Source organism: Pseudomonas sp. NBRC 111131 (genome assembly GCF_001320525.1).
GTDB classification, from domain to species: Bacteria; Pseudomonadota; Gammaproteobacteria; order Pseudomonadales; family Pseudomonadaceae; genus Aquipseudomonas; species Aquipseudomonas ceruminis.
Window position 1 is genome coordinate 19,692 of sequence record NZ_BCBH01000010.1, and the last position, 25,298, is coordinate 44,989.

Annotated in this window: 25 protein-coding genes; all 25 read left to right on the forward strand. The window is 58.4% G+C overall.

Annotated features, from left to right (window positions below):
• The first annotated feature begins 442 nt into the window (after positions 1-442).
• The 25 genes from rpmH to APH34_RS11785 all read left to right on the forward strand — a co-directional run bounded on the left by rpmH (position 443) and on the right by APH34_RS11785 (position 25,294).
• The gene (gene rpmH, locus APH34_RS28655; RefSeq protein WP_003253163.1) at positions 443-577 is read left to right on the forward strand and encodes a 50S ribosomal protein L34; all 135 of its coding nucleotides are present in this window, start codon (positions 443-445) and stop codon (positions 575-577) included.
• A 13-nt stretch (positions 578-590) separates the two neighbouring features.
• Complete coding sequence (gene rnpA / locus APH34_RS28660; RefSeq protein ID WP_082422779.1) at positions 591-995, forward strand: ribonuclease P protein component; 405 nt, start codon at positions 591-593, stop codon at positions 993-995.
• Positions 988-1,233 (forward strand): membrane protein insertion efficiency factor YidD, encoded by a 246-nt coding sequence (gene yidD, locus APH34_RS28665; protein WP_082422780.1) that lies wholly within the window; start codon positions 988-990, stop codon positions 1,231-1,233. The genes rnpA and yidD overlap by 8 nt, the downstream gene beginning before the upstream one ends.
• Before the next feature lie 2 nt (positions 1,234-1,235).
• Positions 1,236-2,918, forward strand: a complete 1,683-nt coding sequence (gene yidC, locus APH34_RS11680; RefSeq protein ID WP_054901217.1) for a membrane protein insertase YidC — start codon at positions 1,236-1,238, stop codon at positions 2,916-2,918.
• A gap of 85 nt (positions 2,919-3,003) precedes the next feature.
• Entirely contained in the window at positions 3,004-4,374 is a 1,371-nt protein-coding gene (gene mnmE / locus APH34_RS11685; RefSeq protein ID WP_054901218.1) for a tRNA uridine-5-carboxymethylaminomethyl(34) synthesis GTPase MnmE, read from the forward strand.
• 484 nt (positions 4,375-4,858) lie between these two features.
• Positions 4,859-6,751, forward strand: coding sequence for a tRNA uridine-5-carboxymethylaminomethyl(34) synthesis enzyme MnmG (gene mnmG, locus APH34_RS11690; RefSeq protein WP_054901219.1), 1,893 nt, complete (start codon positions 4,859-4,861; stop codon positions 6,749-6,751).
• Complete coding sequence (rsmG, locus tag APH34_RS11695) at positions 6,748-7,398, forward strand: 16S rRNA (guanine(527)-N(7))-methyltransferase RsmG (protein WP_054901220.1); 651 nt, start codon at positions 6,748-6,750, stop codon at positions 7,396-7,398. Before mnmG ends, rsmG begins: the two co-directional genes overlap by 4 nt.
• 18 nt (positions 7,399-7,416) lie before the next feature.
• Positions 7,417-8,208 (forward strand): ParA family protein, encoded by a 792-nt coding sequence (locus tag APH34_RS11700; RefSeq protein WP_054901221.1) that lies wholly within the window; start codon positions 7,417-7,419, stop codon positions 8,206-8,208.
• Positions 8,209-8,217: 9 nt separating this feature from the next.
• Entirely contained in the window at positions 8,218-9,090 is an 873-nt protein-coding gene (locus APH34_RS11705) for a ParB/RepB/Spo0J family partition protein (protein ID WP_054901222.1), read from the forward strand.
• 149 nt (positions 9,091-9,239) lie between these two features.
• Complete coding sequence (locus APH34_RS11710) at positions 9,240-9,647, forward strand: F0F1 ATP synthase subunit I (protein ID WP_012316950.1); 408 nt, start codon at positions 9,240-9,242, stop codon at positions 9,645-9,647.
• 16 nt (positions 9,648-9,663) lie between these two features.
• The gene (gene atpB / locus APH34_RS11715) at positions 9,664-10,533 is read left to right on the forward strand and encodes a F0F1 ATP synthase subunit A (RefSeq protein ID WP_054901223.1); all 870 of its coding nucleotides are present in this window, start codon (positions 9,664-9,666) and stop codon (positions 10,531-10,533) included.
• Between the two features lie 143 nt (positions 10,534-10,676).
• Positions 10,677-10,934, forward strand: coding sequence for a F0F1 ATP synthase subunit C (atpE, locus tag APH34_RS11720; protein ID WP_003097235.1), 258 nt, complete (start codon positions 10,677-10,679; stop codon positions 10,932-10,934).
• Positions 10,935-10,991: 57 nt separating this feature from the next.
• A complete protein-coding gene (locus APH34_RS11725) occupies positions 10,992-11,462 on the forward strand; it encodes a F0F1 ATP synthase subunit B (RefSeq protein ID WP_054901224.1) in 471 nt (156 codons plus the stop codon).
• A gap of 12 nt (positions 11,463-11,474) precedes the next feature.
• Positions 11,475-12,011: a F0F1 ATP synthase subunit delta gene (locus tag APH34_RS11730; RefSeq protein ID WP_054901225.1), complete on the forward strand. Its 537-nt coding sequence runs from the start codon at positions 11,475-11,477 to the stop codon at positions 12,009-12,011.
• 21 nt (positions 12,012-12,032) lie between these two features.
• Positions 12,033-13,577 carry a F0F1 ATP synthase subunit alpha gene (gene atpA, locus APH34_RS11735; RefSeq protein ID WP_054901226.1) on the forward strand — a complete coding sequence of 515 codons (1,545 nt, stop codon included), beginning with the start codon at positions 12,033-12,035 and terminating at the stop codon, positions 13,575-13,577.
• Positions 13,578-13,625: 48 nt separating this feature from the next.
• On the forward strand, positions 13,626-14,486 hold the full coding sequence (gene atpG, locus APH34_RS11740) for a F0F1 ATP synthase subunit gamma (protein WP_012316947.1): 861 nt from the start codon (positions 13,626-13,628) through the stop codon (positions 14,484-14,486).
• Between the two features lie 27 nt (positions 14,487-14,513).
• Entirely contained in the window at positions 14,514-15,890 is a 1,377-nt protein-coding gene (gene atpD, locus APH34_RS11745) for a F0F1 ATP synthase subunit beta (RefSeq protein ID WP_054901227.1), read from the forward strand.
• Between the two features lie 44 nt (positions 15,891-15,934).
• On the forward strand, positions 15,935-16,354 hold the full coding sequence (locus APH34_RS11750; RefSeq protein WP_054901228.1) for a F0F1 ATP synthase subunit epsilon: 420 nt from the start codon (positions 15,935-15,937) through the stop codon (positions 16,352-16,354).
• A gap of 117 nt (positions 16,355-16,471) precedes the next feature.
• Positions 16,472-17,839: a bifunctional UDP-N-acetylglucosamine diphosphorylase/glucosamine-1-phosphate N-acetyltransferase GlmU gene (gene glmU / locus APH34_RS11755; protein ID WP_054901229.1), complete on the forward strand. Its 1,368-nt coding sequence runs from the start codon at positions 16,472-16,474 to the stop codon at positions 17,837-17,839.
• 178 nt (positions 17,840-18,017) lie between these two features.
• Positions 18,018-18,794, forward strand: a complete 777-nt coding sequence (locus tag APH34_RS11760) for a DeoR/GlpR family DNA-binding transcription regulator (protein WP_054901230.1) — start codon at positions 18,018-18,020, stop codon at positions 18,792-18,794.
• A gap of 2 nt (positions 18,795-18,796) precedes the next feature.
• Positions 18,797-20,632, forward strand: a complete 1,836-nt coding sequence (glmS, locus tag APH34_RS11765; protein ID WP_054901231.1) for a glutamine--fructose-6-phosphate transaminase (isomerizing) — start codon at positions 18,797-18,799, stop codon at positions 20,630-20,632.
• Positions 20,633-21,046: 414 nt separating this feature from the next.
• Positions 21,047-21,835, forward strand: coding sequence for an FAD-binding oxidoreductase (locus APH34_RS11770; protein ID WP_156358079.1), 789 nt, complete (start codon positions 21,047-21,049; stop codon positions 21,833-21,835).
• A gap of 1 nt (position 21,836) precedes the next feature.
• Positions 21,837-22,814, forward strand: coding sequence for an ABC transporter ATP-binding protein (locus tag APH34_RS11775; RefSeq protein ID WP_054901233.1), 978 nt, complete (start codon positions 21,837-21,839; stop codon positions 22,812-22,814).
• 9 nt (positions 22,815-22,823) lie between these two features.
• Positions 22,824-23,756, forward strand: a complete 933-nt coding sequence (locus APH34_RS11780; protein ID WP_082422782.1) for an ABC transporter ATP-binding protein — start codon at positions 22,824-22,826, stop codon at positions 23,754-23,756.
• A 17-nt stretch (positions 23,757-23,773) separates the two neighbouring features.
• Positions 23,774-25,294 carry an ABC transporter substrate-binding protein gene (locus tag APH34_RS11785; protein ID WP_054901235.1) on the forward strand — a complete coding sequence of 507 codons (1,521 nt, stop codon included), beginning with the start codon at positions 23,774-23,776 and terminating at the stop codon, positions 25,292-25,294.
• Positions 25,295-25,298 lie beyond the last annotated feature (4 nt).

A 25,298-nucleotide genomic window follows, 5' to 3' on the forward strand; every position in this document is an offset into this window, starting at 1 on the left:
TGCATAAGGTCTGTGGATAAGCGCACGTGAGGGCTATGCACAACCCTGGGGTCAGCCCTGTTGATAACTCACCTGTGGATAATCGCCCTATTCATCCACAGGTTGTGTTCAAGCGCAGCACAAGCACAGCACCTGTTGTGGACAAGGTTTTGGAACGCTGTACACCTTACGGATAAAGGGCTGTAGATGGTTATCCACAGATACTTATCCACTTAAGATTTATAAGATCTTCAGAAAAGCTTTTTATATGTCTCTTCTTTTTTTTCATTTTGTCGTCCGTTTGTCTGCTCGATCAAGCACCAACCTGAAGGACCCCTTCGACGACCTTCCATAAGGAATGGCTGGTTGGAAATTGACCTATTGGCTTGCTTTCTCTAGAATCGCCGATCTCTTAAAAAGGGGGCCATTCCGGCCCGTTGTCGACAAACCCAGGTAACACGCCATGAAACGTACTTTCCAACCAAGCACCATCAAGCGCGCTCGCACCCACGGCTTCCGTGCCCGTATGGCTACCAAGAACGGCCGTGCTGTTCTGTCGCGTCGTCGTGCCAAAGGCCGTAAGCGTCTGGCCATTTGATTTTTCGGCACAGGTGGTGAGTCAGGACTTCAGTCGGGAAAAGCGACTGCTTACACCCCGGCATTTCAAAGCGGTCTTCGACTCCCCAACCGGCAAGGTTCCAGGGAAAAACCTGCTGATCCTTGCTCGCGAGAACGGTCTCGATCATCCACGTCTCGGCTTGGTGATCGGCAAGAAGAGCGTCAAGCTCGCCGTTCAACGCAATCGCCTCAAGCGCTTGATGCGCGATTCCTTCCGCCTGAACCAGCACCTGCTCGCTGGCTTGGACATAGTGATCGTCGCGCGCAAGGGATTGGGTGAGATAGAAAACCCGGAATTGCACCAACATTTTGGCAAGCTCTGGAAACGCCTGGCGCGCAGCCGGCCTTCTCCCGCAGCAAACGCCGATTCCGCAGGGGTAGACAGTCAAAATGCGTAAACTGGCCCTCGTTCCGATCCAGTTTTACCGTTACGCCATCAGTCCTCTGATGGCCAGCCACTGTCGTTTCTACCCCAGTTGCTCCTGTTACGCCTACGAAGCCATTGAAACCCATGGCCTTCTGCGTGGCGGGTGGCTAACCGTTCGTCGCCTGGGGCGTTGTCATCCGTGGAACGACGGCGGTTTCGATCCCGTTCCCCCCGCGCCTTCCTCCCGAACTTCTTCGATAGCCGAGTAATCATGGATATTAAACGCACGATCCTGATCGCCGCCCTGGCAATCGTGTCCTACGTCATGGTCCTGAAGTGGAACGATGACTACGGCCAGGCTGCCCTGCCGACTCAGAATACTGCTGCCAGCACTGTTGCTCCGGGCTTGCCCGATGGCGTACCGGCCGCTAACAACGGCGCGAGCGCCGATGTCCCTAGCGCCAACGCTGATTCGAGCCCTGCCGAACTGGCACCCGTAGCACTCAGCAAGGATCTGATCCGGGTCAAGACCGATGTCCTGGAACTGGCTATCGATCCAGTCGGTGGTGACATCGTCCAGCTGAACCTGCCGAAGTACCCACGTCGCCAGGATCATCCGGACATTCCGTTCCAGCTGTTCGACAACGGTGGCGAGCGCGTCTACCTCGCGCAAAGCGGCCTGACCGGCGCCAATGCCCCGGATGCCCGCTCCACCGGTCGTCCGCTGTACGCCGCTGAACAGAAAAGCTACCAACTGGCCGACGGCCAGGAGCAACTGGTTGTCGACCTCAAGTTCAGTGACAACGGTGTCAACTACATCAAGCGCTTCAGCTTCAAGCGCGGTGAGTACGACCTGACTGTCAGCTACCTGATCGACAACCAGAGCAGCCAGGCCTGGACCGGCAACATGTTTGCCCAGCTCAAGCGTGATGCCAGTGGTGATCCGTCTTCGAGCACGGCTACCGGCACTGCCACCTACCTGGGCGCGGCCCTGTGGACAGCGGGCGAGCCGTACAAGAAAGTGTCGATGAAGGATATCGACAAAGGTAGTTTGAAAGAAAATGTGTCTGGCGGCTGGGTCGCCTGGCTGCAGCACTACTTCGTTACTGCCTGGATTCCAGCCAAGTCGGACAACAACGTTGTCCAGACCCGCAAGGACAGCCAGGGCAACTACATCATCGGCTACACCGGTCCGGCCATCAGCGTACCTGCAGGCGGCAAGGTCGAAACCAGCGCCATGCTGTACGCCGGTCCGAAGATTCAGTCCAAGCTCAAGGAGTTGTCCCCAGGCCTGGAACTGACCGTCGACTACGGCTTCCTGTGGTTCATCGCCCAGCCGATCTTCTGGCTGCTGCAACATATCCACAGCCTGCTGGGTAACTGGGGCTGGTCGATCATCGTGCTGACCATGCTCATCAAAGGGCTGTTCTTCCCGCTGTCGGCTGCCAGCTACCGCTCCATGGCGCGCATGCGTGCCGTCGCACCGAAGCTCGCCGCGCTGAAGGAACGCTTCGGTGACGATCGCCAGAAGATGTCCCAGGCGATGATGGAGCTGTACAAGAAAGAGAAGATCAACCCACTGGGCGGCTGCTTGCCGATCCTGGTGCAGATGCCGGTATTCCTGGCCCTGTACTGGGTGCTGCTGGAAAGCGTGGAAATGCGCCAGGCCCCATGGATGCTGTGGATTACCGACCTGTCGATCAAGGATCCGTTCTTCATCCTGCCGATCATCATGGGCGCTACCATGTTCATCCAGCAGCGCCTGAACCCGACGCCGCCGGATCCGATGCAGGCCAAGGTGATGAAAATGATGCCAATCATCTTCACCTTCTTCTTCCTGTGGTTCCCGGCTGGCTTGGTGCTGTACTGGGTTGTGAACAACTGCCTGTCGATTTCGCAGCAGTGGTACATCACCCGCCGTATCGAAGCAGCGACCAAAAAAGCAGCTGCTTGACAGGCTAATCAGCTAGCCTGTGAATAAAAACGCCCCCTCGGGGGCGTTTTTGCTATCTGTCGTATCAGTTCTAGAGGCTTCGAGCATGAACACTGTGCGTGAAACCATCGCCGCCATCGCCACGGCCCAAGGCCGTGGTGGCGTCGGTATCGTCAGGCTGTCTGGCCCGTTGGCGGCAGAGGCTGGCAAGCTCATCACTGGCCGCACGCTTACTCCGCGCCACGCCCACTACGGCCCGTTCCGCGACCAGGAAGGGCTGGTACTGGATGAAGGCATCGCGTTGTTCTTCCCAGGGCCGAATTCATTCACGGGAGAGGATGTGCTCGAGCTGCAAGGGCATGGCGGCCCTGTGGTCCTGGACATGCTGCTGCAGCGCTGTGTACAAGTGGGATGCCGCCTGGCCCGTCCTGGCGAGTTCAGCGAGCGTGCGTTTCTCAACGACAAGCTCGACCTGGCCCAGGCTGAAGCCATCGCCGACCTGATCGAGGCGAGCTCCAGCCAAGCGGCGCGCAATGCCCTGCGCTCGCTGCAGGGTGAGTTTTCCAAACGTGTGCATTTCCTTACCGAAGCGTTGATCGCCCTGCGCATCTTCGTCGAGGCGGCGATCGACTTCCCGGAGGAGGAAATCGACTTCCTCGCCGATGGCCATGTCTTGTCGATGCTCGATACCGTCCGTTCCGAGCTGGCTAATGTGCAGCGCGAAGCCGGGCAGGGTGCATTGCTGCGCGACGGTATGACAGTGGTGATCGCTGGCAGGCCGAACGCGGGCAAGTCGAGCCTGTTGAACAAACTGGCAGGCCGCGATGCGGCGATCGTCACCGACATCGCCGGCACCACGCGGGATATCCTGCGCGAACATATCCACATCGATGGCATGCCGTTGCACGTGGTCGACACGGCTGGCCTGCGCGATACCGATGACCATGTGGAAAAGATCGGTGTGGAGCGTGCGCTCAAGGCTATTGGCGAAGCAGATCGCGTATTGCTGGTGGTGGATTCCACCGCGCCCGAAGCCGGAGACCCGTTCGCGTTGTGGCCAGAATTTCTCGACCAGCGGCCGGCCCCTGGGAAGGTCACGCTGATCCGTAACAAAGCTGACCTCAGCGGCGAAACAATGGGGCTGGAGCAGTGCGATGATGGCCATGTGACGATCACGCTCAGCGCCAAGGGCGAAGATCAGGGCCTGCAACTGTTGCGCGATCACCTGAAGGCCTGCATGGGTTATGAACAGACCGCAGAGAGCGGTTTCAGCGCGCGCAGGCGCCACCTGGATGCGTTGCAGCAGGCCAGTACGCACCTGGAGCACGGGCGGGCCCAGCTAACCCAGGCCGGGGCTGGGGAACTGCTGGCTGAAGATCTGCGCCAGGCGCAGCAAGCCCTGGGTGAAATCACCGGCGCCTTCAGTTCGGATGACCTGTTGGGGCGAATCTTCTCTAGTTTCTGCATCGGCAAATAGCCTCGGAAGCCGTCCAGACGGCCTGTCGAACACAGCCGCTTCCTCCGGGGAGCGGCTTTTTTTTGCCTGATTTTCTATCCACAGTCACGGAAAAGCCCCGTTAAGGTCTGTGGAAAACTCAACTTCAGCTATGTTGATAACCAGGGTTTTTTTCTGAGGACAAACCCGCCTGTGGGTAAGTAGCTATTTAATCCACAGGTTAAATGCGCTTATCCAGAGCCCTCAGGGTACTCCAACCACAGGGTTTAATTTTTCTCTACACGGCGCCACAGAAGGGTTACAGAACGTTATCCACAGATAGGTGTGTGCATAAGAATAAACATAAAAACAAAGCTTTTTTAAATTTCTTCTCTTTGATTTCTGTTGTCTGCCACTCATCCACAGCCTGGTCAAAATTTGCCCAAAAGGTTTCTTTAGAGCGGGTGAAGTCCCTATACTTGTCCGCTTACCTTCTCTATTCGCAAAAACAGGCACGAGGTGCGTGGTGGATTTCCCTTCCCGTTTTGAAGTGATCGTCATCGGCGGCGGCCATGCCGGTACCGAGGCTGCGCTTGCGTCTGCACGCATGGGTGTAAAAACCCTGCTGCTGACCCATAACGTGGAAACCCTCGGTCACATGAGCTGCAACCCCGCCATCGGCGGTATTGGCAAAAGTCATCTGGTCAAAGAGATCGATGCCCTCGGCGGCGCTATGGCGCTGGCCACCGACAAGAGCGGCATCCAGTTCCGCGTTCTGAATAACCGCAAGGGCCCGGCCGTTCGAGCCACCCGTGCACAGGCGGACCGCGCCATCTACAAGGCCGTAGTGCGTGAAATCCTGGAAAACCAGCCGAACCTGTGGATATTCCAGCAGTCCTGCGACGACCTGATCGTCGAACAGGACCAGGTCAAGGGCGTGGTCACGCAAATGGGCCTGCGTTTCTTCGCCGAATCGGTCGTACTGACGACTGGTACCTTCCTCGGCGGGCTTATCCACATTGGCCTACAGAACCACTCCGGCGGACGTGCCGGCGATCCGCCCTCGATTGCCCTGGCTCACCGCATGCGGGAACTGCCGCTGCGGGTCGGCCGCCTGAAGACAGGCACTCCGCCGCGCATCGATGGCCGGTCGGTGGACTTCTCTGTCATGACCGAGCAGCCAGGCGATACACCGATCCCGGTGATGTCGTTCATGGGCAATGCACAGATGCACCCGCGTCAGGTCAGCTGCTGGATTACCCACACCAATGCGCGAACCCACGAGATCATTGCCTCGAATCTCGACCGCTCGCCGATGTACTCGGGTGTCATCGAAGGTATTGGCCCGCGGTACTGCCCCTCGATCGAAGACAAGATCCATCGCTTCGCCGACAAGGAAAGCCACCAGGTGTTCATCGAGCCGGAAGGCCTGACCACCCATGAGCTGTACCCCAACGGTATTTCCACTTCGCTGCCGTTCGACGTGCAGCTGGAACTGGTCCGTTCGATCCGCGGCATGGAAAACGCCCACATCGTTCGCCCGGGTTACGCTATCGAGTACGACTACTTCGACCCGCGCGACCTCAAGTACAGCCTCGAGACCAAAGTCATCGGCGGCCTGTTCTTCGCTGGCCAGATCAACGGCACCACCGGTTACGAAGAGGCCGGCGCCCAGGGGCTGCTGGCCGGGACCAACGCTGCGCTGCGTGCGCAGGGCCGCGAAAGCTGGTGCCCGCGCCGCGACGAGGCGTACATCGGCGTCTTGGTCGACGACCTGATTACCCTGGGCACCCAGGAGCCGTACCGCATGTTTACGTCACGTGCCGAGTACCGCCTGATCCTGCGTGAAGACAACGCCGACCTGCGTCTGACCGAGAAAGGCCGCGAACTGGGCCTGATCGACGACGACCGCTGGGCGGCCTTCTGCGCCAAACGCGAGGGTATCGAGCGTGAGGAACAGCGCCTGAAGTCGACCTGGATCCGCCCGAATACGCCGCAGGGCCAAGCCGTTGTGGATAAGTTCGGTACGCCACTGAGCCACGAATACAGTCTCCTCAACCTCCTGGCCCGTCCAGAGATCGATTATGCCGGGCTGATCGAAGCGACTGGCGGTGACGTGATCGATCCACAGGTTGCCGAGCAGGTCGAGATCAAGACCAAGTACGCCGGCTACATCGATCGCCAGCAGGATGAGATCGCCCGTCTGCGCGCCAGCGAAGATACTCGCCTGCCTGTGGATATCGACTACAGCACGATCTCCGGCTTGTCCAAAGAGATCCAGGGCAAGCTCGGCCAGACCCGCCCGGAAACCCTGGGCCAGGCGTCGCGCATCCCTGGCGTTACGCCGGCGGCGATTTCCCTGTTGCTGATTCATCTGAAAAAACGCGGCGCTGGCCGCGAATTGGAGCAAAGCGCTTGAGTTCCCTGGTCACCCCGCAACACGCTGAAGAGTTGTCCACAGGCGCGCGCCAGCTCGATGTCGAGCTGAGCGCCGAACAACATGAACGTCTGCTTGGCTACCTCGCCTTGTTGATCAAGTGGAACAAAGCCTACAACCTCACCGCTGTGCGTGATCCTGACGAAATGGTTTCTCGGCACCTGCTCGACAGCCTCAGTGTCATGCCGTTTATCCACAGCGATCGGGACACTTGGCTGGATGTTGGCAGCGGCGGTGGCATGCCAGGTATCCCGTTGGCTATCCTGCATCCGCACAAGCAAGTGACGGTGCTGGACGCCAATGGCAAGAAAACGCGTTTTCTGACCCAGGTGAAAATGGAGCTGAAACTGGACAATCTCACGGTTATCCACAGCCGGGTCGAAGCCTTCCAGCCCGCGCAGCCGTTCAGCGGCATCATCTCCCGTGCGTTCAGCAGCATGGAGAACTTCACCAACTGGACACGCCACTTGGGCGACACCGGGACGCAATGGCTTGCAATGAAGGGGCTGCATCCTGCCGATGAACTGGTAGCATTGCCCGCAGACTTCACAGTGGAAAGCGAGCAGGCCCTGACCGTTCCAGGTTGCCAGGGCCAGCGCCATCTGCTGATACTGCGCCGCAAGGCATGACTGGGAACACACGCAACAATGGCTAAGGTATTCGCAATCGCGAACCAGAAAGGTGGAGTGGGTAAGACCACCACCTGTATCAATCTTGCAGCATCGCTGGCCGCGACCAAGCGTCGTGTGCTGCTGATCGACCTCGATCCGCAGGGCAACGCCACCATGGGCAGCGGTGTGGACAAACATGAACTCGAGCACTCGGTCTATGACCTGCTGATCGGGGAATGCGACCTTGCCCAGGCCATGCACTACTCCGAGCACGGTGGCTTCCAGTTGCTGCCGGCCAACCGTGACCTGACCGCCGCGGAAGTGGTGCTGCTGGAAATGCAGGTCAAGGAGAGCCGCCTGCGCAACGCCCTGGCGCCGATCCGCGACAACTACGACTTCATCCTCATCGACTGCCCACCCTCGCTGTCGATGCTCACGCTCAATGCCCTGGTCGCTTCCGACGGCGTGATCATCCCGATGCAGTGCGAATACTACGCGCTCGAAGGTCTCAGTGACCTTGTGGATAACATCAAGCGCATCGCGGCCCGGTTGAACCCTGAGCTGAAGATCGAAGGCCTGCTGCGGACCATGTACGACCCGCGCCTGAGCCTGAACAACGATGTTTCGGCGCAGCTCAAGGAGCACTTCGGCGAGCAGTTGTACGACACCGTGATCCCGCGCAACATCCGCCTGGCCGAGGCACCGAGCTTTGGCATGCCTGCCCTGGCTTACGACAAGCAATCGCGTGGCGCATTGGCCTATCTGGCCCTGGCCGGGGAACTGGTTCGCCGTCAACGCCGTCAATCACGCACTGCACAGACAACTTAAGGAATCCGCATGGCCGTTAAGAAACGGGGTCTCGGACGTGGGTTGGATGCACTGCTCAGTGGTCCTTCCGTCAGCGCGCTCGAAGAGCAGGCTGTCAAGATCGACCAGAAGGAACTGCAACACCTGCCGGTCGAACTGATCCAGCGTGGCAAATACCAGCCGCGTCGCGACATGGATCCGCAGGCGCTGGAAGAACTCGCGCACTCGATTCGCAGTCATGGCGTCATGCAGCCGATCGTGGTGCGCCCGATCGATGGCAACCGCTACGAGATCATTGCCGGTGAGCGGCGCTGGCGCGCTACCCAGCAAGCCGGCCTGGACACCATCCCGGCGATGGTACGCGAGGTGCCGGATGAAGCCGCCATTGCCATGGCGCTCATCGAGAACATTCAGCGCGAAGACCTCAACCCGCTGGAGGAGGCTCTGGCCCTTCAGCGCCTGCAGCAAGAGTTCGAGCTGACCCAGCAACAGGTGGCCGATGCCGTAGGCAAGTCGCGGGTCACTGTGGCTAACCTGCTGCGTCTGATTTCGCTGCCCGAGGCGATCAAGACCATGCTCGCCCATGGCGACCTGGAAATGGGCCACGCACGCGCATTGCTCGGCCTGGAAGAAGATCGTCAGGAAGAGGGGGCGCGTCATGTTGTCGCACGTGGCCTGACTGTGCGCCAAACCGAGGCGCTGGTGCGCCAGTGGCTCAACGGCAAGCCTGATCCGGTCGAACCGAGCAAACCTGATCCGGATATCGAGCGCCTTGAACAGCGGCTCGCAGAGCGCCTGGGCTCCCCTGTGCAGATTCGTCACGGCAACAAGGGAAAAGGCCAGCTGGTTATTCGTTACAACTCACTTGACGAGTTGCAGGGCGTGCTTGCTCACATCCGCTGAAACAATTCCCGTTGTAGCGCGCAGTCGGAAATCACTACCGAAGAGTTGAATAGGGGTTAATCCACCCCTATACTCTGCGCGCATTTTGTCGGCACAAATTATGCCAAGTCGTTACTGACTTGTTGGTCGACTTCTGAGGAGCAGTTGTGATGGAAATCCGCACGCCAAACCGCCTGCCTTTCCATCGCTGGGCGGTTTTTCCGGTACTGCTGGCTCAATTTGTCGTGCTGCTGCTGGCAACGCTGGTGTTGTGGCAGTGGAAAGGGGCAGTCAGTGGATATTCAGGTCTCTGCGGAGGTTTGATTGCCTGGCTACCCAACATGTATTTCGCCTGGAAGGCTTTTCGCTTTAGCGGAGCCCGGGCGGCGCAGGCCATCGTCAAGTCGTTCTACGCAGGCGAGGCAGGCAAGATGATTTTGACGGCAGTGCTGTTCGCACTGACCTTCGCAGGAGTGAAGCCACTGGCGCCGTTAGCAGTCTTCGGCGTCTTCGTGTTGACCCTTTTGGTCAGCTGGTTTGCGCCCCTGCTGATGAATAAAAGACTTTCGAGACCTTAGGGCGTTTGAGGCAACCATGGCAGCAGAAACCGCTTCGGGCTATATCCAGCACCACTTGCAGAACCTGACCTACGGTCAACTACCAGACGGCAGCTGGGGCTTCGCCCATTCGGCTGCAGAAGCCAAGGCAATGGGCTTCTGGGCGTTCCACCTGGACACCCTGGGTTGGTCCGTCGCGCTGGGTCTGATCTTCCTGTTCATTTTCCGCATGGCGGCCAAGAAGGCGACTTCCGGCCAGCCTGGCGGTCTGCAGAACTTCGTTGAAGTGCTGGTGGACTTCGTCAACGGCAGCGTGAAGGATTCCTTCCACGGCCGTAGCCCGGTAATTGCGCCGCTGGCGCTGACCATCTTCGTCTGGGTGTTCCTGATGAACGCCATCGACCTGGTACCGGTCGACTGGATTCCTCAGCTGGCCATCCTGATCTCGGGTGATCCGCACATTCCGTTCCGCGCCGTGTCGACCACCGACCCGAACGCTACCCTGGCCATGGCCTTCAGCGTGTTCGCCCTGATCATTTTCTACAGCATCAAGGTCAAGGGCCTGGGCGGCTTCATCGGTGAGCTGACCCTGCACCCGTTCGGCAGCAAGAACATCTTCGTGCAGATCCTGCTGATTCCGGTCAACTTCCTGCTGGAATTCGTCACCCTGATCGCCAAGCCGATCTCGCTGGCACTGCGTCTGTTCGGCAACATGTATGCCGGCGAGCTGGTGTTCATCCTGATCGCCGTGATGTTCGGCGCCGGTATCCTCTGGCTCAGCGGCCTGGGTGTGGTGCTGCAGTGGGCGTGGGCTGTGTTCCACATCCTGATCATCACCCTGCAAGCTTTCATCTTCATGATGCTCACCATCGTCTACCTGTCGATGGCTCACGAAGATAACCATTAAGACCGCCTGGCGTGTCTGATAGCCTTCCCCGCTCGTTTGGGGGGAGGGCTTTAAAAGTCCGCAAGGGCAGCTGTACCAAACGATTTGTTTTACCGCTTCAAACTAAAAACCTAACCAATACGACGTAAAAGTCGGGAGGAAAGATGGAAACTGTAGTTGGTCTGACCGCTATCGCTGTTGCTCTGCTGATCGGCCTGGGTGCTCTGGGTACCGCCATTGGTTTCGGCCTGCTGGGCGGCAAATTCCTGGAAGGTGCTGCTCGTCAGCCTGAGATGGTTCCGATGCTGCAGGTCAAAATGTTCATCGTTGCCGGTCTGCTCGACGCCGTAACCATGATCGGTGTTGGTATCGCTCTGTTCTTCACCTTCGCGAATCCGTTCGTTGGTCAGATCGCCGGCTAATCACTCGTACCCACGAGTTGATGGCTGTGATGAATTAAGACCGAGCGAGGTGTTGGCGTGAACATTAATGCAACCCTGATTGGCCAATCCGTTGCCTTCCTGATTTTTGTACTCTTCTGCATGAAGTACGTATGGCCTCCGGTCATCACTGCTCTGCAAGAGCGCCAAAAGAAGATTGCCGACGGCTTGGACGCTGCCAACCGCGCAGCTCGCGACCTGGAACTGGCCCAAGAGAAAGCGGGTCAGCAACTGCGTGAAGCTAAAGCACAGGCAGCCGAAATCATTGAGCAAAGCAAGAAACGCGCTGCTCAGCTTGTCGAGGAAGCCCGTGACCAGGCCCGCGTCGAAGCTGACCGTGTGAAGGCTCAGGCTCTGGCCGAGATCGAACAGGAACTGAACAGCGCTAAAGACGCCCTGCGTGCCCAAGTGGGTGCCCTGGCCGTTGACGGTGCTGAAAAGATCCTTGGCGCCACAATCGATCAAAACGCGCATGCGGAGCTGGTTAACAAACTGGCCGCTGAAATTTAAGCGAGGGCGATCATGGCAGAACTGACCACGTTGGCCCGACCTTACGCTAAGGCTGCCTTTGAGCATGCCCAGGCCCATCAGCAACTGGCCAATTGGTCAGCCATGCTCGGCCTGGCTGCTGCGGTGTCGCAAGACGACACCATGCAGCGCCTGCTCAAGGCCCCGCGACTGACGAGCGCAGAAAAGGCCGCCACGTTCATTGACGTGTGCGGTGACAAGTTCAATGCACAGGCACAGAATTTCATTCGTGTTGCCGCGGAAAACGACCGTCTCCTGCTTCTGCCGGAGATTGCCGCTCTGTTCGACCTGTTCAAGGCCGAGCAAGAGAAATCCGTGGACGTGGAAGTCACCAGTGCTTTTGCGTTGAACCAAGAACAGCAAGACAAACTCGCCAAGGTTCTCAGTGCACGGTTAGGCCAGGAAGTGCGCCTGCACGCGTCGGAGGATGCCAGCCTGATTGGCGGCGTCGTCATCCGCGCTGGTGACCTGGTAATCGATGGCTCTGTTCGCGGCAAAATCGCGAAACTGGCCGAAGCATTGAAATCTTGAGTTTGAAGGGGCAGCAGAGCAATGCAGCAACTCAATCCTTCCGAAATTAGTGAAATCATCAAGGGCCGCATCGACAACCTCGATGTGAGCTCCCAAGCCCGTAACGAAGGTACCGTCGTTTCGGTTTCCGACGGTATCGTGCGGATCCACTGTCTGGCCGACGTCATGTACGGCGAAATGATCGAGTTCCCTGGCGGCGTCTACGGCATGGCCCTGAACCTGGAGCAAGACTCCGTAGGTGCAGTGGTCCTGGGTGCATACGACACCCTGGCCGAAGGCATGAGCGCCAAGTGCACCGGCCGCATCCTGGAAGTTCCGGTTGGTAAGGAACTGCTGGGCCGCGTCGTCGACGCACTGGGCAACCCGATCGACGGCAAAGGTCCTCTGGGCAACACCGAGACCGACGCGGTCGAGAAAGTTGCTCCAGGCGTGATCTGGCGTAAGTCGGTAGACCAGCCTGTACAGACTGGCTACAAGTCCGTCGACGCCATGATCCCTGTCGGCCGTGGCCAGCGTGAGCTGATCATCGGTGACCGTCAGATCGGCAAGACCGCCATGGCCATCGACGCCATCATCAACCAGAAAGACTCCGGTATTTTCTGTGTTTATGTCGCTGTCGGCCAGAAGCGTTCCACCGTTGCCAACATCGTTCGCAAGCTGGAAGAAAACGGCGCTCTGGCCAACACCATCGTGGTGGTTGCCAGTGCTTCGGAATCCGCCGCACTGCAATTCCTGGCGCCATACGCCGGTTGCACCATGGGCGAGTTCTTCCGTGACCGCGGTGAAGACGCGCTGATCGTTTACGATGACCTGTCCAAGCAGGCCGTTGCCTACCGTCAGATCTCCCTGCTGCTGCGCCGTCCACCAGGACGTGAAGCGTACCCAGGCGACGTGTTCTATCTCCACTCCCGTCTGCTGGAGCGTGCATCGCGCGTTTCGGAAGAGTACGTCGAGAAGTTCACCAACGGTGCAGTCACTGGCAAAACCGGTTCCCTGACCGCGCTGCCGATCATCGAAACCCAGGCTGGCGACGTTTCCGCGTTCGTTCCGACCAACGTGATTTCCATCACCGACGGTCAGATCTTCCTGGAATCGGCCATGTTCAACTCGGGCATCCGTCCTGCAGTGAACGCCGGTGTTTCGGTATCCCGCGTAGGTGGTGCCGCTCAGACCAAGATCATCAAGAAGCTCTCCGGTGGTATCCGTACCGCTCTGGCTCAGTACCGTGAACTGGCGGCATTCGCCCAGTTCGCTTCTGACCTGGACGAAGCCACCCGTAAGCAGCTGGAACACGGTCAACGTGTGACTGAGCTGATGAAGCAGAAGCAATACGCTCCGATGTCCATCGCGGACATGGCGCTGTCGCTGTATGCCGCTGAGCGTGGGTTCCTGACCGACGTTGAAATCGCCAAGATCGGCAGCTTCGAACAAGCGCTGATTGCCTACTTCAACCGTGATCACGCCGAACTGATGGCCAAGATCAACGTGAAGGGTGACTTCAACGACGAAATCGACGCTGGTATCAAAGCCGGTATCGAGAAGTTCAAGGCCACCCAAACCTGGTAAGCCGCGGCGGGGGCTTCGGCCCCCGCTTGCTAACCTGATAGGTGATACATGGCAGGCGCAAAAGAGATTCGCAGTAAGATTGCGAGCATCAAAAGCACGCAAAAGATTACCAGCGCCATGGAAAAAGTGGCGGTCAGCAAGATGCGCAAGGCTCAAATGCGCATGGCTGCTAGCCGTCCTTATGCGGAGCGTATCCGCCAGGTGATCGGTCATCTGGCCAACGCCAACCCGGAATACCGCCACCCGTTCATGATCGAGCGCCCTGTAAAGCGCGCCGGTTATATCGTGGTGAGCAGTGACCGTGGTCTGTGCGGTGGCTTGAACACCAACCTGTTCAAGGCCCTGGTCAAGGACATGAACGTCAACCGCGAGCAGGGCGTCGAAATCGACCTGTGCGTGATCGGCAGCAAGGGTGCGACTTTCTTCCGCATCTTTGGCGGCAACGTCGTAGCCGCGATCAGCCACCTGGGCGAAGAGCCATCGATCAATGATCTGATCGGCTCCGTCAAAGTGATGCTGGACGCCTACCTGGACGGCCGTATCGATCGCCTCTCCGTGGTGTCGAACAAGTTCGTCAATACCATGACCCAAACTCCGACGGTCGAGCAGTTGGTACCGTTGGTGGCAACCCCGGATCAGGAACTCAAGCACCACTGGGATTACCTGTACGAACCCGACGCAAAAGAGCTGCTGGACGGCTTGATGGTGCGTTACGTGGAGTCGCAGGTGTACCAGGCGGTGGTCGAGAACAACGCTGCTGAACAAGCGGCCCGGATGATCGCCATGAAGAACGCCACAGACAACGCCGGTGACCTGATCAGCGAACTCCAGCTGATCTACAACAAGGCGCGTCAGGCTGCGATCACCCAGGAGATCTCGGAAATCGTCGGCGGCGCTGCCGCGGTTTAACGGTTCAAAAATTCAGAGGATCCAGCTATGAGTAGCGGACGTATCGTTCAAATCATCGGCGCCGTCATCGACGTGGAATTCCCACGTGACGTCGTACCGAGTGTTTACAACGCGCTGAAAGTAGAAGGCGCGGAAACCACCCTGGAAGTTCAGCAGCAGCTGGGCGACGGCGTGGTTCGTACTATTGCGATGGGCTCGACCGAAGGCTTGAAGCGCGGTCTGAACGTCATCGACAGCGGCGCAGCCATTTCCGTCCCGGTCGGTAAAGCGACCCTGGGCCGTATCATGGACGTCCTGGGCAACCCGATCGACGAAGCTGGCCCGATCGGTGAAGAAGAGCGCTGGGGTATTCACCGCGACGCACCTTCCTTCGCTGACCAGGCAGGCGGCAACGACCTGCTGGAAACCGGCATCAAGGTTATCGACCTGGTTTGCCCGTTCGCCAAGGGTGGTAAGGTTGGTCTGTTCGGTGGTGCCGGCGTCGGCAAGACCGTAAACATGATGGAACTGATCCGTAACATCGCCATCGAGCACAGCGGTTACTCCGTGTTCGCCGGTGTGGGTGAGCGTACTCGTGAGGGTAACGACTTCTACCACGAGATGAAGGACTCCAACGTTCTCGACAAAGTAGCGCTGGTCTACGGTCAGATGAACGAGCCACCAGGAAACCGTCTGCGCGTAGCGCTGACCGGCCTGACCATGGCTGAGAAGTTCCGTGACGAAGGTAACGACGTTCTGCTGTTCGTCGACAACATCTACCGTTACACCCTGGCCGGTACCGAAGTATCCGCACTGCTGGGCCGTATGCCTTCGGCAGTAGGTTACCAGCCGACCCTGGCTGAAGAGATGGGCGTTCTGCAAGAACGCATCACCTCCACCAAGGAAGGTTCGATCACCTCGATCCAGGCCGTATACGTACCTGCGGACGACCTGACCGACCCGTCGCCAGCGACCACCTTCGCCCACTTGGACGCCACCGTCGTTCTGTCCCGTGACATCGCCTCCCTGGGTATCTACCCAGCGGTCGACCCACTGGACTCGACTTCGCGCCAGCTGGACCCGAACGTCATCGGCAACGAGCACTACGACACCGCCCGCGGCGTCCAGTACGTGCTGCAGCGTTACAAAGAGCTGAAGGACATCATTGCGATCCTGGGTATGGACGAACTGTCCGAATCCGACAAGCAGCTGGTATCCCGCGCTCGTAAGATTCAGCGCTTCCTGTCCCAGCCGTTCTTCGTGGCCGAAGTCTTCACTGGTTCCCCAGGTAAATACGTTTCCCTGAAAGACACCATTGCTGGCTTCAGCGGCATCCTCAAAGGTGACTACGACCACCTGCCAGAACAAGCGTTCTACATGGTCGGCAGCATCGAAGAAGCCGTCGAGAAAGCCAAGAAACTGTAATCCCGGCGCCCCGCAAGGGGCGCTAATCAGGTTGAGGCAAGCAGATGGCTATGACAGTCCATTGCGATATCGTCAGCGCGGAAGGGGAAATTTTCTCCGGTCTGGTCGAGATGGTGGTTGCGCACGGTAACCTGGGTGATCTTGGTATCGCTCCAGGCCACGCGCCGCTGATCACTAATCTGAAGCCCGGTCCGATCACGCTGACCAAGCAGGGTGGCGCCCAAGAGGTGTTCTACATCTCTGGTGGTTTCCTCGAGGTCCAGCCGAACATGGTCAAGGTGCTTGCCGATACCGTGCAACGTGCTGCAGACCTGGATGAAGCTCAGGCTCAGGAAGCCCTCAAGGCTGCCGAAAATGCCCTGAGTCTGAAAGGCGCGGACTTCGATTACGGCGCCGCCGCCGCACGTCTGGCCGAGGCCGCAGCGCAGCTGCGTACCGTCCAGCAAATGCGCAAGGGGAAGTAATCGGCCCAGGCTGAGCACTTCTGTTGCGATTGAGTAAAAGGGTAGCCTCGGCTACCCTTTTTCTTTTTCCGATTTTCACGGTCGTTTCACTGACCACCCAGGATTGGTAGCCAGTCAATGTCACTCGATATCGTTATTCTCGCCGCCGGCCAAGGTACCCGCATGCGTTCGGCGCTGCCCAAGGTGCTGCACCCGGTAGCCGGCAATTCCATGCTTGGCCATGTTATCCACAGTGCGCGCCAACTCCAGCCGCAAGGTATCCATGTGGTCATTGGCCATGGGGCCGAGCAGGTACGTGAGCGGCTGGCGGCGGACGACCTGAATTTCGTCATGCAGGACAAACAACTGGGTACTGGCCATGCCGTGGCGCAAGCACTGCCTGCGATCACTGCCGATACGGTTCTGGTGCTTTACGGGGATGTCCCGTTGATTGAGGTCGAGACGTTGCAGCGCCTACTGGCGCAGGTCGGCGACCAGCAGCTTGGGTTGCTCACCGTCAACCTGCAAGACCCCACCGGCTACGGGCGCATCGTGCGTGACGCCGAGGGGCGGGTGACCGCCATCGTCGAGCACAAGGATGCCAGCGAAGCGCAGAAGGCGATCAAGGAAGGCAACACCGGCATCCTGGCGCTCCCCGCAGCACGCTTGGGCGACTGGATGGGGCGCTTGTCGAACAATAACGCCCAGGGCGAGTACTACCTGACCGACGTCATTGCCATGGCAGTGGCGGATGGCTTGGCGGTCGCCACCGAACAACCTGACGATCCGATGGAAGTGCAGGGCGCCAACGACCGTCGCCAGCTGTCCGAACTCGAGCGTCATTATCAGCTGCGTGAAGGCCGCCGCTTGATGGCCCAGGGGGTCACCTTGCGTGATCCGGCGCGCTTCGACGTGCGTGGCGAGGTGACGGTGGGTCGCGATGTGCTCATCGACATCAACGTGATCCTCGAAGGCAAGGTGGTCATCGAAGACGACGTGCAGATCGGCCCTAACTGCGTGATCAAAAACAGCACCCTGCGCAAGGGTGTAATCGTCAAGGCCAACAGCCACATCGAAGGCGCGATCATGGGAGAGGGCAGTGATGCCGGCCCATTCGCCCGTCTACGCCCGGGCAGCGTGCTCGAGGCCAAGGCCCATGTGGGTAACTTCGTCGAGCTCAAGAATGCACACCTGGGCGAGGGCGCCAAGGTTGGGCACCTGACCTACCTGGGCGACGCCGAGGTTGGTGCCCGTACCAACATCGGTGCCGGCACCATCACCTGCAACTATGACGGCGCCAACAAGTTCATGACCGTGTTGGGCGAAGATGTGTTCATCGGCTCCAACAACTCCTTGGTAGCGCCTGTGGATATCAAGGCCGGCGCCACTACGGCGGCAGGTTCCACCATCAACCAGACGGTTGAACCAGGGCAACTGGCAGTGGCCCGAGCGCGCCAGCGTAATATCGACGGCTGGAGGCGGCCAGAGAAAATCAAAAAGAGCTGATTATCCACAGCCCTTTCCGGTTGAAAGCCGACTTATGTGAATAAGTCGGCTTTTTTTTATGGCCGAGCAGGCTGCTGCAGCGTCAAGCGCTTATCCACAGTGCAATAACCCCTTGACGAGACCTCGGTCTTAGGTTTTGATTGCAATCATTATCTTTCGAATCGAAACTTAAGCGCTCATGTCGAAACGAAACACGCCTCAACGTCGCCACAACATCCTGGCCTTGCTCAACGAGCAGGGCGAGGTCAGCGTGGACGCGTTGGCCCGGCGCTTCGAAACATCGGAAGTGACCATCCGCAAGGACCTCGCTGCACTGGAGGCCAACGGTCTGCTACTGCGTCGCTACGGCGGCGCAGTACCGGTGCCACAAGAGATGCTGGGTGAAACCGTGCAACCGGTGTCTTCCTACAAGAAAGCCATCGCCCGCGCCGCCGTCGGCCGGATCCGCGAACATGCGCGAATCATCATCGACAGTGGCAGTACCACCGCCGCCATGATTCCTGAACTGGGCCGTCAACCGGGCCTGGTAGTGATGACCAACTCATTGAACGTAGCCCGCGCCATCAGCGAACTCGAGCATGAACCGGTACTGCTGATGACGGGGGGTACCTGGGACCCGCACTCCGAGTCCTTCCAGGGCCAGGTCGCCGAGCAGGTACTACGCTCTTACGATTTCGATCAGCTGTTCATTGGCGCCGATGGCATCGACCTCAGCCGCGGCACCACCACCTTCAATGAGTTGCTCGGCCTGAGCCGGGTGATGGCTGAGGTGGCCCGCGAGGTGATCGTGATGGTCGAGTCCGATAAGGTCGGACGCAAGATCCCCAACCTCGAGCTGCCCTGGGGCAGCGTGCACACCCTGATTACAGACGAACGCCTGCCCGCAGCGGCACGCGAACACATTCAAGCCCGCGGCATCAACCTGATTTGCGCCGCGATCAGCCAGGAGCAATAACCATGTGTGGAATCGTTGGAGCAGTCGCCGAGCGCAACATCACCGCCATCCTGATCGAAGGCCTCAAGCGTCTTGAGTACCGCGGGTACGACAGCGCTGGCCTGGCGGTCTACACCCAGCAGGGTGAACTGCAACGCCGCCGTCGTATTGGCAAGGTCGCCGAGCTGGAAGCGGCCAATGCCGCCGAGCCGCTGATCGGCCAACTGGGCATCGCTCACACCCGCTGGGCAACCCATGGCGCGCCGACCGAGGGCAATGCCCACCCGCATTTCTCTGGCAACGAAGTGGCGGTTGTCCACAACGGCATCATCGAAAACCACGAGGCGCTGCGCGAAGAGCTCAAAGGCCTGGGTTACGTATTCGTCTCGCAGACCGACACCGAAGTTATCGTTCATCTGATTCATCACACCCTCAAGACCATCCCCGACCTGGCCGAGGCCCTGAAGGCAGCGGTCAAGCGCCTGCACGGCGCCTACGGCTTGGCGTTGATCAGCGTGAAACAGCCTGATCGCCTGGTGGCCGCACGCAGCGGCAGCCCGCTGGTGATCGGCTTGGGCCATGGCGAAAACTTCCTGGCGTCCGACCAGTTGGCACTGCGTCAGGTCACTGATCGCTTCATGTACCTGGAAGAGGGCGATATCGCCGAGATCTGCCGTGACCAGGTGAAGATCTGGGACCAGGGCGGCCACCTTGTTCAACGTGAAACCGTGCAGTACCACGAAGGCGCTGAAGCGGCTGACAAGGGCGCGTACCGCCATTTCATGCTCAAGGAAATCCACGAGCAGCCAACCGTGGTGCAGCGCACCCTGGAAAGTCGCCTGGGCAAGGACCATGTCATGGTTCAGGCCTTTGGCCCACAGGCTGCCGAGCTGTTCGCCAAGGTGCGCAACGTACAGATCGTTGCCTGCGGCACCAGCTACCACGCTGGCATGGTCGCCCGTTACTGGCTGGAAAGCCTGGCAGGTATCCCTTGCCAGGTCGAAGTGGCCAGCGAGTTCCGCTATCGCAAGGTAGTGGTACAGCCGGACACTCTGTTCGTCTCGATTTCCCAGTCCGGTGAGACCGCCGATACCCTGGCAGCACTGCGCAATGCCAAGGAACTGGGCTTCCTCGGCAGCCTGGCGATTTGCAACGTCGGTATCAGCTCGTTGGTGCGTGAGTCTGACCTCACCCTGCTGACACTGGCCGGCCCGGAAATCGGCGTGGCCTCGACCAAGGCGTTCACCACGCAGTTGGTATCGCTGATGCTGTTGACCCTGGCGCTAGGCCAGGTGCGTGGTTCCCTGGAAGCGGGCGTCGAGGCCGCACTGGTGGAAGAGCTGCGCCGCCTGCCAGCGCGCCTGGGTGAAGCGCTGGCCATGGACGGTACTGTCGAGAAGATTGCCGAACTGTTTGCCGACAAGCACCACACCCTGTTCCTCGGACGCGGTGCGCAATACCCGGTCGCTATGGAAGGTGCCCTGAAACTCAAGGAAATTTCGTACATCCACGCCGAAGCCTACCCGGCCGGCGAGCTCAAGCACGGCCCACTGGCGCTTGTGGATAACGATATGCCGGTCGTCACCGTGGCGCCGAACAACGAACTGCTGGAAAAGCTCAAGTCGAACCTGCAGGAAGTCCGTGCACGCGGGGGCGAATTGGTGGTGTTTGCCGATGAGCATGCCGGCATGAGCAATGGCGAAGGCACTCACGTCATCAAGGTGCCGCACATTGCCGATGAGCTGGCGCCGATTCTTTACACCATCCCACTGCAGCTGCTGTCGTACTACGTGGCAGTGCTCAAGGGTACCGATGTGGATCAGCCGCGTAATCTGGCGAAGTCGGTTACCGTGGAGTAGGGCGCGCTGAGCACTCTTTAAATGGGAAAATAAAAGCTGTCGCAAGCGGCCAGGGGCCATGCCCCTGGCCCTGCTCTGCGCCATTGCCACCCCGCTGCGCGCTATGAAGCGCACGCTCACATCACGTTACCAAGCCTAGCTTGGCTTAATTGATAATAATTATAGTGTTCTCGGTTTCTTCATTCTTAAAAGACAGTGAATTATATAAACTGTTTTTAAGCGCAGATTATAAATCCTTCTTTTTCACATTGTACTGTGACACCAGGGATAACATAGTGGCGTGAATTCAGAGGCCTGATCGAGTTGCCTCGCCAAGCCCTTAATATTTTGTTAAGGGTGACCTACATATTGGTAAGTGCGTGATATACACGCATTCAATAGACTCCGGGCATGTTCTCTTACAGGCCTTTTCTTATGCATGCCTCCGACAGCCAAGGTCAAAGGATAGCCCCGCCGGCCGAGACGATGTTCTCTGAATTACTGGGTGCATTAGAGCAAAGATCAATAGCCGTCGGACGAGATCGCCAGCACGCCAACACGCTGTATATGAGCCCGAAAAGCGCCAGCGAAGTGGTCGAGGTCATTAAGTTATGCAGCCGGACTCATACCCCGATCAGTATCTGCTACGGCACGGAAGGTGCTGCGAACCCCGAACCCCGGGTGTATTTGAATCTGCAACGGCTGGATACGATCACACCGGTGTCAGCCACCCGTTACTGGGTGGGTTTGGGTGCCACGGTTGCGCAACTCAAGCAAACGCCATTGCACGAGCTTGTGTCCGATGACATCGCGCAACGCTATCCCGGCCAGTGCTTGGGGCAACTGTTGCTGCAGCAGCTGCCACTGCACACTCAAGGTGTAGAACAACGCGTCGTTGGGCTGATAGCCGTTCTGCCGGATGGCCAGCTCTGGACCAGCCGTAATGAGGAGCAACAGTGCGCGAGCGAACGGCTGCTCAATGCTCTGTTCTTGACCGAGTCCAATGCGGCGTTGAGCGTGTTGCTCGCCTTGGAGCTTGAATTAAACCCCGATCAATGGCTCATCAACGGTCCGCTGTTCGGCGGCGCAGATGCATCACCCATGGGCACAGGTTCTGCTGCGCGGCAGGTTATCTCCAGGCTCAAAGAAGCCTTGGACCCGAATCGGATTTTGAACGGCACCACGCGGGTTGCCCAGGGCAATGACGTTTCGGGAGCGTTGTGAGATGACGGCGATGCTCGAACTGCGAAATTTGCATGTACGGATCGAACGGCCGAGCGGCATTTTGCATGCCGTCAGGGGGGTCGACCTGACAGTGAAAAAAGGCACGGTTCATTGCCTGGTGGGCGAGTCTGGCTGCGGAAAGTCCCTGACGTTGCTGTCTATCGTTGGCCTGCATGGGGCGAATATCCGTACAGCGGCCGACGGTGTCGACCTTGGTGGTCGTGCGCTGGATATCAAGGATCGGCGTCAACTCGAAGCCGTTCGGGGTGATCGGATCGGCATGATTTTTCAAGACCCGATGACGGCGTTCAACCCCACGTTGACCATCGGCGAGCAGCTGGAAGAAATCCACAGAAAACATAAGAAGCAAGGCCGAAAAGCGGCTCGCGATCGGGCAATCGCATTGCTTGAGAAAGTTGGAATATCGTCCGCCGAGAGCCGGCTGGGTCAGTACCCGCATGAGCTTTCCGGCGGCCTGAGGCAGCGGGCAATGATCGCCATGGCGTTGATGTGCGAGCCCGATTTGCTGCTTGCAGACGAGCCCACCACGGCGTTGGATGTCACGGTCCAATCCCATGTTCTGCACCTGCTCAAGCAGTTGAAGGATGAGTTGGGCTTATCCATCGTGCTGGTGACTCATGACCTGGGTGTCGTGGCGGCAATCGCCGACGAAGTGACCGTGATGTATGCGGGCGAGGTGGTCGAGACAGGTACTGCTGCAGAGCTATTCGAGCAGCCCAAACACCCTTACACCCGGGCCTTGTTTCAATGCATTCCAACCTTGGATGACCTTGAAACGGGTAGACGTCTGGAAACGATTCCGGGGCGTGTGCCGGTGTTGGATCAAGTCCTTCATGGCTGTGCCTTCTACGCGCGCTGCGCATTGAAAAAAGAAACTTGCACGGTCGGGCGGATTGAGCTGCTGGCAACTGGCGCAACCGGCAAGACTCGCTGCGTTGAATACAAACCCGGTACCTGAGGAGCAAGCATGAGCAGAACCATGGTGCTGGAGGCAGCGTGCGTCTCCAAAGAGTTCCAGCTGAAGGAAAAGGCGACCACCCTCAAAGCGGTGCGTGAGATCAGCTTGAGAATTTATGAAGGGGAGTCGCTGGCCCTGGTAGGGGAGTCTGGATCAGGCAAGTCAACGCTGGCAAAGATGATGCTGGGTTTGACCCCTGCGACTTCCGGCGACCTTTACCTGTATGACCGGCCAATCCAAAGCATTCCTGTCAAAGAACGTGCGGCGCTGGTGCAGCCGGTTTTTCAAGACCCGTTCGCGTCATTGAACCCCAAAAAAACCATCGGTGAAATTGTCGCCATGGCGTTGATTGCTCGCCAGTACTCGAAAAAAGCCTACGAGCCGCTGGTACATGAAACGCTGGAAAAGGTCGGCCTCCCCAGCGTGTATGCACAGCGCTCACCGAAAGAATTGTCCGGCGGCCAACGGCAACGTGTCGCGATTGCCCGGGCCCTGATCTCCAATCCTAAATTGCTGGTGTGTGATGAGCCTACGTCGGCGCTGGACGTTTCGGTTCAGGCGCAGATCATCAATTTGCTCAATGATCTTCGCAAAAGTCTCAGCGTGTCCTATCTGATCGTCACGCACAACATGGGCGTAGTGGCGCACCTGGCTGATCGCGTTGCGGTCATGTACTTCGGCAAGATCGTCGAAGAGGGCCCTGTTCGAGAATTACTGAAAGCCCCTCGGCACCCCTATACACAGGAGCTGATGAGCGCCGTATTGCCGCTCAAGCCAGGCTACCTGTTCCCCCAGCAGGCCCCGATGGGGCAGTCAAGCCAGGTTCATTTCCAAGGCTGTGCCTATCAAAGCCGATGCCCACGCGCCAAGCCAGAGTGCTTGGTGACTGACCCCATCACCCACTCGAACAACCGATCCATAGCGTGCCATTCGCCTATTTAGTTTATGGAGTGCTGAGTATGAATTTCAAAATAAAACCGTTGGTGGCTGTGGTGCTTGCTACGGTCTTGGCAGGCGGCGTTCAGGGTGCCAGCGCATCGGAACAGGATGACACGTTGGTCACAGCGTTTCAGGCGCAGTTGCCGAGCTTGGTCAGCTACTTCGCCGGCGGACGGGAAGGTTATCTGTTGGGGTTGATGGCCTACGACACGCTGGTCTACCGAGACCCGAATACCCTGGAAATAAAACCGCTGCTGGCCGAAAGCTGGAAACGATTGGACGACCTCACCTGGGAGTTCACCCTCAGAAAAGGTGTGAAGTTTCACAACGGCGATGAGTTCACCGCCAATGACGTCAAATTTACCTACGACTATGTGGCCAATCCTCAGAGTCAGGTATTCAGCCGCTACCCGTCCGAATGGGTAGCGAGCATTGAAATTGTCGACCCTTACAAGATTCTGATCCATGCCAAGCGTCCCACGCCGATCGCGCTGGAAAACATTACTCAAATGCCAATTCTGCCGCAGGCTTATTTTACGGCGGTGGGCAAAGACGCGTTCAGCGAAAAACCCGTCGGTACGGGCCCCTACAGCGTCAAACGCGGTAAGCGCAACGAGATCATCTTTACCCGTAACGACAACTATTTTGACGGAGGCGCGAAGAACAAACCGTTTATCAAGACCTTGGTGTACCGCAACATTCCGGATGTGAACACCCAAGTGGCCGAGTTGATGAGCGGGGGGATCGATTGGGCTTGGTATATCCCGGTGGACCAGGCTCAGCAACTGAAAATGATGCCGCACCTTACCGTCACCAACGCTAACACGTTCCGCATCGGCTTCATCACCCTGGACGCCGCGGGTATTACCGACCCCAACACGCCGTTGAAGAATTTGAAAGTCCGTAAGGCTATCAACCTGGCGATCGACAAGGAGGGCATCGCGCGCTCCTTGATTGGGGACTTGGCCAAGCCCATCGCCTCAGCCTGCAAACCTGGGCAATTCGGCTGCGCTCAAGATGTGCAGTCCTACAGTTACGACCCGCAGGCAGCCAAGGCGCTGATGGCTGAGGCCGGTTACGCCAATGGCTTTGATATTGATGTGTACGGCTATCGCAGTCGCCCTGTGGCCGAAGCCATTGTCGGTAATCTGGCAGCCATTGGTATTCGCGCCAGCCTGAAATGGCAACAGTACACCTCTGTCATCAAGGATCGCCGTGAGCACAACGCCGCGATGGTGATCGATGACTACGGCTCTTCAGGCGTGAACGATGTCAGCGGCATTCTGCCCTTCTTCTTTGCTGAATCACCGGATGATCAATCCCGAGACCCGCTGGTCACCGACAGTATTCTGAAAGCCAATGCGCTGTATGACAGCGCGCAGCGTACGCAACTCTACAGCACCGCACTTAAACGGATCGCCGATCAGGCGTATTGGGCGCCACTGTTCACCATGCCGATCAACTATGTCTTCTCGTCGTCATTGGACATTCCTATTCCGGGCGATGAAAACGTCGAGTTCTGGAAAGCCAAGTGGAAGTAAGGGG

Bases quoted from the DNA above. Each gene is read 5' to 3' on its own strand.
- yidC (WP_054901217.1), top strand. From the start codon at position 1,236: ATGGATATTAAACGCACGATCCTGATCGCCGCCCTGGCAATCGTGTCC.
- atpG (WP_012316947.1), top strand. From the start codon at position 13,626: ATGGCAGGCGCAAAAGAGATTCGCAGTAAGATTGCGAGCATCAAAAGC.
- glmS (WP_054901231.1), top strand. From the start codon at position 18,797: ATGTGTGGAATCGTTGGAGCAGTCGCCGAGCGCAACATCACCGCCATC.
- glmU (WP_054901229.1), top strand. From the start codon at position 16,472: ATGTCACTCGATATCGTTATTCTCGCCGCCGGCCAAGGTACCCGCATG.
- atpA (WP_054901226.1), top strand. From the start codon at position 12,033: ATGCAGCAACTCAATCCTTCCGAAATTAGTGAAATCATCAAGGGCCGC.
- yidD (WP_082422780.1), top strand. From the start codon at position 988: ATGCGTAAACTGGCCCTCGTTCCGATCCAGTTTTACCGTTACGCCATC.
- atpE (WP_003097235.1), top strand. From the start codon at position 10,677: ATGGAAACTGTAGTTGGTCTGACCGCTATCGCTGTTGCTCTGCTGATC.
- APH34_RS11780 (WP_082422782.1), top strand. From the start codon at position 22,824: ATGAGCAGAACCATGGTGCTGGAGGCAGCGTGCGTCTCCAAAGAGTTC.
- mnmE (WP_054901218.1), top strand. From the start codon at position 3,004: ATGAACACTGTGCGTGAAACCATCGCCGCCATCGCCACGGCCCAAGGC.
- APH34_RS11775 (WP_054901233.1), top strand. From the start codon at position 21,837: ATGACGGCGATGCTCGAACTGCGAAATTTGCATGTACGGATCGAACGG.
- atpB (WP_054901223.1), top strand. From the start codon at position 9,664: ATGGCAGCAGAAACCGCTTCGGGCTATATCCAGCACCACTTGCAGAAC.
- APH34_RS11760 (WP_054901230.1), top strand. From the start codon at position 18,018: ATGTCGAAACGAAACACGCCTCAACGTCGCCACAACATCCTGGCCTTG.
- APH34_RS11710 (WP_012316950.1), top strand. From the start codon at position 9,240: ATGGAAATCCGCACGCCAAACCGCCTGCCTTTCCATCGCTGGGCGGTT.
- APH34_RS11785 (WP_054901235.1), top strand. From the start codon at position 23,774: ATGAATTTCAAAATAAAACCGTTGGTGGCTGTGGTGCTTGCTACGGTC.
- APH34_RS11730 (WP_054901225.1), top strand. From the start codon at position 11,475: ATGGCAGAACTGACCACGTTGGCCCGACCTTACGCTAAGGCTGCCTTT.
- rpmH (WP_003253163.1), top strand. From the start codon at position 443: ATGAAACGTACTTTCCAACCAAGCACCATCAAGCGCGCTCGCACCCAC.
- APH34_RS11770 (WP_156358079.1), top strand. From the start codon at position 21,047: ATGCATGCCTCCGACAGCCAAGGTCAAAGGATAGCCCCGCCGGCCGAG.
- APH34_RS11700 (WP_054901221.1), top strand. From the start codon at position 7,417: ATGGCTAAGGTATTCGCAATCGCGAACCAGAAAGGTGGAGTGGGTAAG.
- APH34_RS11705 (WP_054901222.1), top strand. From the start codon at position 8,218: ATGGCCGTTAAGAAACGGGGTCTCGGACGTGGGTTGGATGCACTGCTC.
- atpD (WP_054901227.1), top strand. From the start codon at position 14,514: ATGAGTAGCGGACGTATCGTTCAAATCATCGGCGCCGTCATCGACGTG.
- APH34_RS11750 (WP_054901228.1), top strand. From the start codon at position 15,935: ATGGCTATGACAGTCCATTGCGATATCGTCAGCGCGGAAGGGGAAATT.